At 55.5% G+C, this 12,783-nt stretch carries 10 protein-coding genes; 4 read left to right on the top strand and 6 right to left on the bottom strand.

The features are described 5' to 3' along the window. Window positions 1-2,490: an ATP-dependent helicase HrpB gene (gene hrpB / locus FE845_RS09020; protein ID WP_200363980.1), complete on the top strand. Its 2,490-nt coding sequence runs from the start codon at window positions 1-3 to the stop codon at window positions 2,488-2,490. 9 nt (window positions 2,491-2,499) lie between these two features. Here the strand turns inward: hrpB and FE845_RS09015 are convergent, their stop codons facing one another. Next, complete coding sequence (locus tag FE845_RS09015; protein ID WP_200363626.1) at window positions 2,500-2,868, bottom strand: DUF6746 family protein; 369 nt, start codon at window positions 2,866-2,868, stop codon at window positions 2,500-2,502. 158 nt (window positions 2,869-3,026) lie between these two features. On the opposite strand from FE845_RS09015, the gene FE845_RS09010 reads away from it, so the two are divergent. Beyond that, window positions 3,027-3,845 (top strand): ATP-grasp domain-containing protein, encoded by an 819-nt coding sequence (locus tag FE845_RS09010; protein ID WP_200363624.1) that lies wholly within the window; start codon window positions 3,027-3,029, stop codon window positions 3,843-3,845. Between the two features lie 24 nt (window positions 3,846-3,869). Here FE845_RS09010 and FE845_RS09005 read toward each other — a convergent pair whose 3' ends face one another. Next, entirely contained in the window at window positions 3,870-6,224 is a 2,355-nt protein-coding gene (locus FE845_RS09005) for a fatty acid cis/trans isomerase (RefSeq protein ID WP_200363622.1), read from the bottom strand. 249 nt (window positions 6,225-6,473) lie between these two features. Here FE845_RS09005 and FE845_RS09000 point away from each other — a divergent pair, with 249 nt between their 5' ends. Continuing rightward, a complete protein-coding gene (locus tag FE845_RS09000) occupies window positions 6,474-7,649 on the top strand; it encodes a type III PLP-dependent enzyme (protein WP_200363620.1) in 1,176 nt (391 codons plus the stop codon). Window positions 7,650-7,792: 143 nt separating this feature from the next. Here FE845_RS09000 and FE845_RS08995 read toward each other — a convergent pair whose 3' ends face one another. Genes FE845_RS08995 through FE845_RS08980 form a run of 4 tightly spaced genes read right to left on the bottom strand, consistent with a single transcriptional unit; the run spans window position 7,793 to window position 12,275 of the window. Beyond that, on the bottom strand, window positions 7,793-8,983 hold the full coding sequence (locus FE845_RS08995) for a CynX/NimT family MFS transporter (protein WP_200363618.1): 1,191 nt from the start codon (window positions 8,981-8,983) through the stop codon (window positions 7,793-7,795). A 6-nt stretch (window positions 8,984-8,989) separates the two neighbouring features. Continuing rightward, window positions 8,990-9,385, bottom strand: a complete 396-nt coding sequence (locus FE845_RS08990) for an ectoine synthase (protein ID WP_200363616.1) — start codon at window positions 9,383-9,385, stop codon at window positions 8,990-8,992. A gap of 50 nt (window positions 9,386-9,435) precedes the next feature. Further along, the gene (locus FE845_RS08985) at window positions 9,436-10,866 is read right to left on the bottom strand and encodes a GTPase/DUF3482 domain-containing protein (RefSeq protein WP_200363614.1); all 1,431 of its coding nucleotides are present in this window, start codon (window positions 10,864-10,866) and stop codon (window positions 9,436-9,438) included. Beyond that, a complete protein-coding gene (locus FE845_RS08980) occupies window positions 10,863-12,275 on the bottom strand; it encodes a DUF2868 domain-containing protein (RefSeq protein ID WP_200363611.1) in 1,413 nt (470 codons plus the stop codon). Before FE845_RS08980 ends, FE845_RS08985 begins: the two co-directional genes overlap by 4 nt. A gap of 87 nt (window positions 12,276-12,362) precedes the next feature. Here FE845_RS08980 and FE845_RS08975 point away from each other — a divergent pair, with 87 nt between their 5' ends. After that, the gene (locus FE845_RS08975; RefSeq protein ID WP_200363609.1) at window positions 12,363-12,722 is read left to right on the top strand and encodes a DUF6164 family protein; all 360 of its coding nucleotides are present in this window, start codon (window positions 12,363-12,365) and stop codon (window positions 12,720-12,722) included. Window positions 12,723-12,783: the final 61 nt, after the last annotated feature.

Genomic DNA, 12,783 nt, shown 5'->3' with positions numbered 1-12,783 from the left:
GTGCTCCCGATAGACAACATTCTCCCAGAGTTGAAACATACTCTAGAGCAGACCACCACGGCCCTTCTGCAAGCACCCCCTGGTGCAGGTAAGACGACGAGAGTGCCCCTCGCATTGCTGGGCGCTCCATGGTTGCATGGTAGAAAGATCCTGATGTTGGAGCCAAGGCGGCTGGCAGCCCGCTCGGCTGCAAGGTTTATGGCGTCGCAGTTGGGTGAAAAGCCCGGGCGAACCATCGGTTACCGCACTCGGCTGGACACCAAAGTGTCTGGCACTACGCGTATTGAAGTCGTCACCGAGGGTATTCTCACCCGGCTGATCCAGAGCGATCCTATGCTGGAAGGCTACGCCGCTGTGTTGTTCGATGAATTTCATGAGCGTTCCCTTCAGGCGGATCTCGGTCTTGCATTGGTGCGTGAAACACAAGAAGCGCTGCGAGAAGATCTAAGGGTGCTGGTGATGTCTGCGACCTTAGATACTGCGCACATTGCCCGCCTGCTTGGAGATGTACCTGTTTTAAGCAGCAAAGGGCGAGCCTTCCCGGTGGACGTAGTGTATCGCCCTGCGCCTGCCACCCATCGCAACCCGAGGTTGGTGGATCACACAGTGGCGGTCGTCATCGAAGCCTTGGCGCAGCAGCCGGGATCAATCCTGGTATTCTTGCCGGGCGCAGGCGAGATTCACCGGGTGGCCCAGCGTTTATCCGGGCAGGTGGCTTCGGATGTGGTCATTGCGCCCTTGTTTGGCAACCTCAAAGCCGCAGAGCAGGATCAGGCCATTGCGCCCGCCGCTGCAGGCACCCGCAAAGTGGTCTTGGCAACCGCTATTGCCGAAACCAGCTTGACCATCGACGGCGTGCGCGTGGTGGTGGATAGCGGTCAGCAACGTAGGGCCGTGTTTGACCCGAACAGCGGCATGACGCGTTTAATAACCGGCCGTGTGTCCAAGGCTTCCGCTGAGCAGCGCAAAGGCCGCGCAGGCCGTGTGGAACCGGGCGTATGTTATCGGTTGTGGAGTGAGTCTGAGCAATTCGGGTTAGCGGAGTTTACGCCACCGGAGATTCGCGAAGCCGATCTCGCGCCTTTAGCGCTTGAGCTGGCGCAATGGGGTGCCCGAACGCCGGATAACTTGGTGTGGATAGATCCGCCACCGCCTGCCCATTGGCAGCAGGCCGTGGAACTGCTGCAGTGGCTGGATATGCTGGACGATGAAGGCGCGATTACCGAACACGGTAAGTCAGCCCGAGCCCTTGGCATCCATCCACGGCTTGCTCACATGGTCCTATTGGGCAGGTCGCTTGAATTGGGCCGATTGGCGGCTGAGCTTGCTGCGTTGCTGGAAGACAGGGACATATTGGGGCCGGGCGCCGGGGCTGATATGCATGAGCGCATTCGAGCCCTTCGTGGCGAGCGCGGATCGCAACGTATAGATCCACACCGTCTTCAGGCGCTGCGCCAACAGGCTAAACGTCTATCCGTGCCCCAGGCGAATGGCAACAGTGAACCCGAAACCATGCCCACGGCCACAGACGTTGGGCGTTTGTTGGCACTCGCTTATCCGGATCGCATTGGTAAACGTCGCCCCGGAGATACACCGCGCTATCAACTCAGCAACGGGAAAGGGGCCCTCTTGCGGGATGACGACGGGCTTGCGCGGCACGATTGGCTGGTGGCCGCAGACCTAGACGGCAAGGCGCGAGAAGCAAGGATCTATTTGGCTGCGCCAGTGGACTTACCCACTTTGGAAACGGATCTGGCCGCCCGTATAAGAGAGCAAGACGAAGCAGAATGGGATGATAAACGCGGCACAGTCATTGCGCGAAAAACTCGGCGGTTAGGGGCACTGATTTTAGTAGAGAAACCACTAACCAAGCCGTCACCCGAGTTGATTCAGCAGGGCATACTCGCAGCGGTGCGGCGTAAAGGTTTGGATAGCCTACCGTGGACGCCTGCGGCCAAGCAGTGGCGGGCAAGAGTATCGCTGCTGGCAAAGCACTACCCTGAGCAATGGCCGGATGTAAGTGACAAGGCTTTGGCAGAGTCGCTGGAACAATGGTTGGCCCCCTTTCTGGCAGGCATTCATCGCTGGTCCGATTTGGCGCGCCTGAACATGCAAAACGCCCTGAACAGCCTGTTGGATTATCCGCAACAGCAGCAACTGGCTGAGCTTGCGCCAACCAGTCTGACCATCCCCACTGGCAGCTCCGTTACACTGGATTATTGCGTTGAGAATGGCCCGGTTTTAGCGGCCAAGTTGCAGGCGTTGTTTGGTTGGACGAAAACGCCCGAAGTGGCCGGGGGCAAGGTGCCGGTATTGATACACCTGTTGTCTCCAGCCCAAAGGCCGCTGGCGGTCACCGCTGATCTGGCCAGCTTTTGGATTAACGTGTATCCGCAGGTGCGCAAAGATACCCGCGGCCGTTATCCTAAACACCCCTGGCCAGAAGATCCGCTAACCGCTGTTGCCCAGCAGGGCGTCAAAAGAAAGTAACGCCAGTTACTAGTTTACAAGCTTTCGGCTGTTGCTGAGGTATTGCTTGCCAGCAGAGCGCACGGTATCGGGATCGGCGTGCTCAGAGGCTTTGTGAACTTTCTCAAGGGTATCCTCAAGGGCATCAATCTCGTCATCCAGTTTTTGTAGCGCGTTTTCCAGAGTGTATGTCAGTTGATGTACTTCGTTCATAGATTCCGGAGTGAGCTCTCCAGCCAGCACATTTTCGAGCTTGTTGTTGTATTCGGAGAAGTTGGCAACGGCTTGCTCTAGGGTGTGGGATGGCTGGCCCTTGAAGTGATCACTGTCGCTTGCAAATGCAGGTACAGCGATCAGCAAGGAGGCGGCTACAGCGGTAAACTGGCGAAGAATGGTCATGGTGTGCTCCGTAATAAGTTAATTCAAAATGTAATGCGAATTATTATCAGGTGCGTTTTTAAAAACCATGACCACCGTCAATTCGAATCACAAAAAATACTTGCGCATGGGTTAAAACTGCTTAAAACTTACCCACTTTGATCAGCGCGACCCCGCCCATGAATTTCGTATCGTTTAATGTTTTTCGCACCCTTGGCTTCCCGAATACCACCGTATTGAAGCCGGAAAACTACTTGCGTCACAAGGAACTGCTGCGCGACGCAGATTGGGTGTTGTTCCCGGAATACTGGCAACTCAACGCGCTAGTGCATGGTTTGAAATGCCGGGTTTTCCCCAGTGTTGCCAGTTACCTCATTGGCCACGATAAAGTGGAAATGACCCGGGCGTTTGAAGCGGTTGCGCCGGAGCACATCCCCTGGACAATTATTGAAGCCAACGGCCCCGAGGAACGTGAGCACATCTGGAGTGTGATGGTGCTGCCCTTCGTGGCGAAGCTGCCGAAGGCTAGTATGGGCGAAGGTGTGTGGCTGATTGAAACCCGAGACGACTGGCGCAAATATTGCGAGCGCACGGATGTTCTATATGTTCAGGAATACCTACCTCTGGACCGCGACGCGCGCATAGTGGTGGTGGGCGATAAAGTTGTCACAGCCTACTGGCGTACTCAAGCCGATCAGGGCTTTTATAACAACGTGTCCAAGGGTGGCAAGATTGACAACAGCCCGGTGCCCACAGTGATGACCGATCTGGCGCTTCGGCTGGCGCGGGATCTGGGCGTGGACCATGCAGGGTTTGATATTGCTCTGGTGGAGGGGTATCCCTTCGTGCTGGAGTTCAATCGCTTGTTTGGTAATCAGGGGCTGGGCCAAGGCAGCGACCTGAAGGATGCTATTCTGGAGTACTTGCAACAAGAGTCCGAGCCCCGCGACCCCGGAGGCTCCACCACCCCCGAGCCCTCCCGCCCAATGGCGGTGTGAACCCGAAGGTGGCACGCAGAAGGATTAAAGATTCTTGTAACGGTTGATATCGAACACACCCGCCTGCAAGGCCTGATGCTCGCGCTGCCAGGCGGTAATATCGTGCAGAATCTCCCAGAACTGCCTGTGGGTGCGTCGAACGCCCCATACACCCACTATAGCCTCAAAGGCTTTCGGCTCTTCTGCTTTCAGGGCTTTCATTCTGTCTTTAAACAGCCCGAGTTGCGACGCGGGAATGTCGAACATGAAGTTTGGGTAGCTGCCAATGATGCCCGGATAAATGGTTAGCTTGTCGTTCTCCGGCTGGTAGCGTAAGTCCTCTCCTAGCAGAAAAGCGACGTTGCTGTGGGCGCGGTCGCGGATAACCGTGTACACCGTTCGCTTGCCTTCTTCATTATAAACCCGCAAGAAAGTGACGTTCGGCAGGTAGTTGATGGCAGGGAGGAATTCCGCCCGGGTAGCGGCCAGTTCTGACAGCACCTGATCCGCCTCGCGAATCCATTCGGGCTCGTCTTTGCGACCACAATCACTGCCGCCACAGCGGTTGATGGGATCGTCCCGCTCTGCATTCAGTTCGTGGAATTTCAGCAGCAGGCGCGCACCCAATTCTTCATTGAATGCCGATGTGGAAAAGGGCACCTGTGACGGAGCCGTGTCGTCCATGTCGGCATAGCTGTAATCCAGCTTGAACTCGCCGGCACCTTGATACCAATGGTGCAAAACCTTATTGCGTTCACCGGGCGGCAATAGCCGGAGATAGTTCTGCTCGCCGCCGTTACGGATCAGGTCAAAGTAGAGTCGCGTCTGGGCCTGATGGGCCACGTTGCCGAACACGTCAAAATTCACTACCAGTTCGTAGTAGGTGCGCTCAAACAGAGGGTAATCCATCCACCAGCTGGTGAGCGGTACCTGACCAATAAGGCCGCGCTGCACAGAGGCATTATCGTGATGGCGGAAGACGGTCAGCAGTGCATTGGTGTTATTACCGTCGCCGTCCCAAATATGATCGAGCGATGCCCCTTTAGGATAGGCCTCGCGATAGGCTTTATTTCTATATTCGTTGTAGCGGTTACGTTTACCTTTATAGCGGCTCCAGTTGTCCTTAATGTCCAGCAGGGCACTGTCTTGGCCCGGTAGTGACAATAATGGGTTCACCTTATCGCGGTAATCGGCATTGGTTACATAAAGATCGTTTTCTGGATCTTGGTAGGCCACCCAGAACTGATCGCGAATTACGTCAGTAGCGATTTGACCACGACATACCGGCCCTCTAATAAAAGTACGGGTAAAGTACTCGGCGTTATCCAACATGAATTGGTAGCGGGCCTTTGCAGGGATGGCGGCAAAGGTGACAAAGGGGTTGGCGCGGTTTTCACGGCTGTAGTCCGGCAGGGTTTCCACTTGCCAGTCGCCAGTTTCAAACAACTCGCGGGTGCGTGTGAACTGTTTTTCTCCAAACTCGAAGGTGATATGACGCTTGTGCACAATGCTGCCAGCGACCGGGCGCAGGCGGTAGTACACCTGGCCTTCGGGGTCGTCGTTGGGGCGACGGGTTGCCACCATGTCGATGGGCGTGCCCGGCATCGTGTAGGAGCGCACAATTTCGAAGAAGCGGGTATCGGCGCCCTTGTCTTCAAAATATAGGTGCGCGAGGTAGAGGTGTTCGTATAGCCAGCGACTGATCAGTTGTTGGCGCGGGTTATGATCGTTCAGCCAGCTCTCCCAGAGCTTTATTTGGTTCTGCTCGGTGTCATTTACCTTGGTAACCAGCGGGCTGATGGCACCACCTTGATTGAGCCAGCCGGTTAAGGTTGCATACTCATCGTCGGTGAGGCCGGTTACAGCCAGCGGCATGCCCTCGTAGGGATGGTCGCTGGCGTAGTCGGAAAAGTTTTCATTGCTGACACACTGGTTGGTTCGAGACAGCCCCAGTTCTATGTCTTCAGGCAGTTTGCTGTTCGGGGCGAATTCATACTCTTTGCCCAAACGAATCATGTTTTCAAATAAGCTGCGAGTTTGGTCGCCTCTGGCCAGTACCGAGTAAAAGCCTAACTCTCGCCATTGTTGTTCGGTTTGGGCGTCTATTCCCAAGCGGGTGGTTTTTTGGGTTTCGAAGCGTGCGCCATCGTAAACCGCGTCTTTGTGGGCACCGCGAATCAAGCCGTCGGAGTATTCCATTTTGAGCTGGCAGGGCGCATCAAAACAGCTGTGGCAGGCTAGGCATTTTGCTTCTACGATAGGACGTACATCATCGTTAAAACTGACCGGTTGTTGAACCGCGGTGGGTAGCGCTTGTTTGAATGTAGGCGGCGTGGTGTTTTCGGCACAGCCTGCCAGAAACAGCAGGGTCAGGAGTGTTGCTGCAATGAGTCTCGTCACTGGGGGTTCCTGTGGTACGTGTTTGTTATGACTGAAGTATAGAGGGTTGAGTTGTTGATCGCTAAGGCCTTTTTATTGGGGACCGCGGCTCCGAGGACTATCGGCAATTTGTGGGGGCTTCTGTTTTATGGGTAGATTTGCTGATATATGTGGGGCAAAGAAAGCCTGATTATCGCGATTATTGTCGGGGCCAAGCTTGGTACCCGTTATTAAACATTGCTTTATTACCCCTGAGGGGAAACACCATCCATGACCGAGTCAGCCAACGCTAACATCGACGATTACTACACTGCCGAGACCTTTGCCCGGATCAAGGCATTTGCGGATACCAAGGAAACACCGTTCGTGGTGATTGATACCGCCACGATTGATCGTCAGTACGACGAGCTGGTGGACGGTTTTCCTTATGCCAATGTGTATTACGCAGTGAAGGCCAACCCGGCTCCGCAGGTTCTGACTATGCTGCGGGACAAGGGTGCGAGCTTTGATATCGCGTCGGTGTATGAGTTGGAAAAGGTGATGGCTCTTGGTGTGACCGGCGACCGCATCAGCTACGGCAACACCATCAAAAAGGCGCGGGATATTCGTACCTTTTATGAGAAGGGTGTGCGCATGTTCGCCACGGATTCCGAGGCGGATTTGCGTAACATTGCCAAGGCGGCACCTGGTGCGAAGATCTACGTTCGGGTTTTGACCGACGGCACACAAACAGCGGATTGGCCTCTCTCCCGCAAGTTTGGCTGCGAGAATGATATGGCCATGGATCTGCTGATTCTGGCCCGCGATCTTGGCTTGGTGCCTTACGGTGTGTCCTTCCACGTGGGCTCACAGCAGCGCGAGATCGGCGCGTGGGATTCGGCTTTGAACAAGGTGAAGGTCATTTTCGAGCGCTTGAAAGAAGAAGACGGCATCGAGTTGAAAATGATCAACATGGGCGGTGGTTTCCCGGCGAATTACATCAACCGTACCAACGAGTTGGCTGTTTACGCGTCTGAAATCACCCGCTTCCTGAAGGAAGATTTTGGCGACGATCTGCCTGAAATCATTATCGAACCAGGTCGTTCTTTGATTTCCAACGCTGGTGTTTTGGTGAGTGAGGTCGTTCTGATCGCTCGCAAATCCCGCACAGCGTTGCACCGCTGGGTGTTCACCGACGTGGGTAAGTTCAGTGGTCTTATTGAAACTCTGGATGAGGCAATCAAATTCCCCATCTGGACGGACAAGAAGGGTGAAGGCGAAGACTGTGTTATTGCTGGTCCAACGTGTGACAGTGCGGACATCATGTATGAGCACCACAAGTATCCGCTACCACTGAACTTGGCTATTGGCGACCGTATGTACTGGCTGTCCACAGGCGCCTACACAACAACTTATAGTGCCGTGGAATTCAATGGGTTCCCTCCGCTAAAGGATTACTACATCTAAAGACTGAGGGCCTGCTTCATTGGGGGTGGGCCGCGGAGCGGGGTGTCTTTTCTTCTGGGAAAAACAACTCGCTTCGCTCAGACATCTTTTTCCCGGCAGAAAAGACACCCCGCTCCGCGGCCTTCGGCCATTGGTAGGATGCTTTACTGCCTTTGCAGGTTTAGGTTGATTGCCAGTGGGGAGACTAGGACTCCGTAGGCGATCATTACTGCTATAGCGTGTCGGATGTCGCCAGTCCAGTCTGAGAGTAAACCGCCCAGCATGGGTACGGTGAAGGCCATTGTGTAGCCCACCAGAAAGTTTCCTGCGGATAGCCTGCCGGTTTCGCTGGCTGGCACCAGCAGTGGTGGTAGTGCCACCATCATGATTAACAGTATGCCAGCGGTGAAGCTCATGAATGTCGCGCTGGCGATTGCCCACCATCCTGAAAACATTAATAACCCGATTGTTCCCAGTAAGCTGAGTATCAGCATGATGAGCAGTGGGGCTTTTCTTCCTACCCAGTAGCGCGCCATTTTCAACATCAACAGAGAAGCCACCACCTGAGCGAAGTTGTACCAGAACAATGCTTCGGTGAGGTTTTCGAATTCGCCTCTTTGTTCCAGTAAGGCCGCGAGGTAGGCGTTTACGCCGAAAAACAGAGAGCCAGAAACGCCGAGCAACAGGCCGAGTTTCAACGTAAGCGGGTTTTTCCAGTCGGGTAGCCAGGCGGCTTTGCGGGTGGGTCTCGCCAGATCGCGCTTGGGCAGGAACAGGGCTGCAGCGACCAGCAGTGCGGGTAATGACCATACCAGCATGGTAGCGCGCCAACTGTCGTCCAGTAGCGGCATGATGACCGGCAGGGTGATGCCTGCGCCGATGAATTCGCCCATCAGCATGCCGTTCATGTAAATGGCCGAGCCGAGCGCCAGGTTTTTGGGTTCCAGCCAGCGTGGAAGCAGTGCCGGTAGTGCGGGCTGCATCATGGCTATGCCTACACCCATAACGGCGCTAGTGAGCATCAGAGTGATGGTGTCTGGTGCCAGCCCACGGCCTGCAGAGCCGATGACCATAACGAGCATGGCCAGTGCCAGAGTGTTGCGTGGACCCATTCGGGATATGGACAGGGAGCCCGGCATGGCGCCAATGGCCAGCATGAGAATGGGCAGGGTCGTCAGCGCGCCAGTGAGGGTCTGGGAGAGTGCCAGTTCGTCACCGATGAACGGTGCTAGCGGTGGCGCAACCAGTATCGGTATGCGCAAGTAAACTCCGGCCAGCCAAAGTAATATCGCCACCGGCAGCAGGCTTGCTGTCGATGGCGATGTGGATGACGCCGGGTGTTCAGTTACAGACAAGGAAGATCAGTCTTCGCTGGTGTCCGGCAGATAAGCGCCGTCCTCGTCGTGTACTTCCTGGCCCGTAACCGGCGGGTTGAAGGCGCAGATCAAGCGCATGTCTTCAGTACCACCGCGCAGGGTGTGTTGATCATGCTTGTCGAGAGCGTAGAGGGTGCCGTCGGAGATTTCGTGGGTTTCACCGGTGGCTTTGTCTGTAATGGTGCCATTACCGGCTACGCAATAAACGGCTTCCAGATGATGCTTGTACCACAGGTTAAGCTCGGCACCTGCTGGGATGATCGTTTCGTGGAAAGAGAAGCCCATACCGTCTTTTTTCAACAACATACGACGGCTTGTCCAGCCGGGGCCATGCACTTCACGTTCGGTACCGATGATGTCCTGAACTCGTACAATTTTCATGAGCATTCCTCGTTTTGTGATGGAATAGCCGTACAGTATAAACATTCCTTTCAGGTCCGGTTCAACCGCCAGTTGTCATAAATTGCCATGCATTGTTCTATGGCACTGTGAAACCTGTGTCGCTGGTTTTCGTCCAAGGGCTGCTGTTTCCGGCACTTATCGAGGGTTTTCTGAATGGTTTGACGGCTCGTTTTATCGAGGTTGTCTAGCCAGTGATGATCTGCAGGTTGCAGGTCGAGCAGTTCTCTACCTGCATGGTTACGATGGCTAATATGCCACCAATGATCCACGGCCCGTCCTAACACTACGTAGCCAAACTGGCTGTCTTGCACGGGGCCGAAGGTAGCTGTCTTCAGGCCGTCTTGAAGCAAACCAATATTTAAAACAGGCAGAGTGAATCGGCCTCCGTACATGTAGCTGCCCGCTGCGCCGATCAGGCCACCCACCAGAGCACCGGCGCCCAGAGACGAGCCCAGAGTAAGTGCATCCAGCCCTGCACCGCTAACGGCGCCTGCACCAAAACCGGCGGTAGCCAGATAGCGTCGACTTACGGCCCAGTGTTTGCGGCTGTCTTCCGAGAACAGGTCGTGATCACTGTGCCATTCAAGCTCGGCTTCCTGCCGACGGATACTTTGATGTTGATACAGGTGCTCTATCTCCACCCGTAGGGTCTGCTCCCGTTGCCGTTGGTGCTGGTACCAGCGTTGTCGGAGCTGATCCGCTAGGGTGCTGTCGCTGGTGCCTGCGGCTTGGTCCAGCGTGAGCGTGCGTTTTTCCTGAAACGACATCATATCTTTCAAGGCTTTGGCAATGATGCCAGCAGCTTGATGCTGGCGCTGTTCGCGTTGGGCCGATAGGTAGTGGGTTGCTTGATCCAGAGGCTTTTCCCAGTCGGGCTCAAGCTGCCCGAAAGCTCGTAACAAACTTAAGTGTTGCTCGAACGGGGCGCGAACTGCGTCGAATTTGCGCACAACTTGAAAGAACTGTCCGAGCGCGGCCTGCCAGGTGTCGCTGTAATCATCGGGCCCGATGCTATTGATCAGCGCCAGACTGGGCTGGCCAGTCCAGCGTAGGATGGTCATTTCTGCTTCATGCTCGGCACTGTATGGCGCGGAGCCATCAACCACGTAGATGATCCCCGCCCCCTCAATCAACGGTGCCAGCAGCTCACATTCGTCTGTAAAGCGGCCATCACCCTGATGCTGTTGAACAAAGGCTCGCACTGTTTCGCTGTGATCAGATGCTGACACGCTGTGGGCTTCAAGCCATTCCAACACCCGTCGGGGGCGCTGAAAACCGGGCGTATCAACCAGTGTATAAAGAACTCTGCCATCTACGCTTAATGGGTAGGACTGGCGCTTACGTGTCGTGCCCGGCTCTAGAGCAATGGCTATGGCATCGTTCTGCGACAGGGTTGCCACCACGCTGGATTTGCCTTTGTTGGGGTGGCCTACAACAGCAAAAATAGGTGCGGTACTCATTGCATAATTCCCCCGTTCACATCCGGAAGGGTTCCGTGCGTTGGTATCAGGCTAACCGTTACAAACTCCGGCCCTATCCGCTTGGCAAATCTCAGCCATTGCTGCACCTGATGAGCATCCGGTTCACGCTCAATGCGGGTGGCCAATGGCACTAAGGCAATCTGCGATGCTTCAGGCCAGAGTTCCCGCGCAGACGTCAGAAAATCTTCCAGCTCTCCCGTAGGAGGCTCCCAGCTGCGTGTTATCAGAAGGACGGATTCGCTAAGCGTCTGTGTCAGTTGTTTGGCCACCTGCTCTAGAACCTGCCGGTCCTGTGCGAGCGTCATCCGCCCGCCCGCTTTGGCAATCAGGCTCTTGCCTGCACTGAGTGCATCCGGTAACTCCGGGTCGCCCGCGCCTGCCCAGCACAGGGCAATACTGGCCTCAGGCAAAGGCTTTAGTTTGAGATGCGTTTCGGTGTCCGGCAAATCCGAGGCATCATTATGGTCGTTGCCCGTATCCAGAGCAGGCGTTTCCATACGATACATCAAGGCTCGCATAGCCGGGTGGTTAGCCAACAGATACCGAGCTTTGCGCCGGATTAGAACGTTCGCCAATAGGGCAAGAACAAGTCGCGGCAACAGCGCCCAAGTTGTCCATAGCATAGCGATAAAGGGCCACCATTGACCCCAGCGTGCCGGGTTCGTGCTGCCCGCAACTGCGTTGGCACGAAAGAACCGTGTGGCTTCCACCAGTGCAAGGTCTGGTGCAGCGGCTGGCCATACCCAGGCCCAAGGCGCTGCAACCGTCGCAATGAGGCTGTGATAGCGGCTGGCATCGGTCTCAAGAGTGGTGCTCCACCCAAAAGCAAGATCTTGCAGTACCACCATAACCAGCAAGGTCGCCAGACCGGCCAGAGCAAAACACAGCCCGCCCAGCTGAGCGGCTCTTGCGATAAGTACCGGCTGTAGTTTTACAGGCACCTCAGAATCGGGGCTGTTGCGAAAGCGTCGGAGCAGTGTTCCCCAAGGCTGCCAGCCAACCAGAGACTGCGCCGTAGTTAGCAGCGCCAGCAAAAGCTGGAAGGCCACAAAGGCCAAAAAAACCGTAATGTTGACGCGTTGGCCACCGTCGTAAAACAGCAAACCGAGCATAGTCAGTAAACCAAACAGGGTGCCCGCAGCCATAAAACCACTGTTTATCCGACGCCAGAAACCCAAGGTGTGCTCCGCTGGCGATGCGCTCGCCCCCGGGCCGCTCAGATGGTTGATGTGGGCCAGCCAGCGCTTCGGTGTGGGCGTAACCTGTTGCTGCTCGCAGGACAGTGCAAACTTGCGATCCCGCCGGTGTAAAAATGCCGGGGCCTGGCCTTTATCTCTTTGGGCGCAGTTGTCGAAATCCAGCAGTAAGCGGAGGGGGTGATCAGTCATGAAGGGTTCCGGTGGTGAATTCGGTCTTTGGGTCTATGGTGTTAGGATATCGGTATTACCCTGTCCGATACCAGATAACGAGCCTTCATGCCCCACCACCTGATGAATTTGCGCCACGTGCCGGATGACGAAGCCGACGAAATACGGGCGTTATTTGACGCCCACGATGTGCGCTTTTACGAGACGCCGCCAAGCCGTTGGGGTATCAGTATGGGTGGTTTTTGGGTGCACGACACAGACGAAGCGAACCGGGCGAAAGCCTTGCTGCACGAGTATCAGCGCCAGCGCATGGAAAGCCAACGTGAGGCCTATGAGGCTCGGCGACTGAGTGGCGAGAGCGGTGGCGTTTGGCAAATGTTTCGACACAAGCCTGTTCGCACTCTGGCTGCTTGCGTGGCCATACTGGTGATTATGGGGCTGAGTCTGCTGCCGTTTATCCGAATTTGACGGCGGGCTGCAGGTATGTCGCTTTAATCGGCTGTCCGCCAATCACGACGCTGTCCGGTAT

Source organism: Marinobacter sp. 1-4A (assembly GCF_016597725.1).
In the GTDB taxonomy this organism is placed as follows: domain Bacteria; phylum Pseudomonadota; class Gammaproteobacteria; order Pseudomonadales; family Oleiphilaceae; genus Marinobacter.
This window is presented reverse-complemented; position numbering and strand designations above follow the sequence as displayed.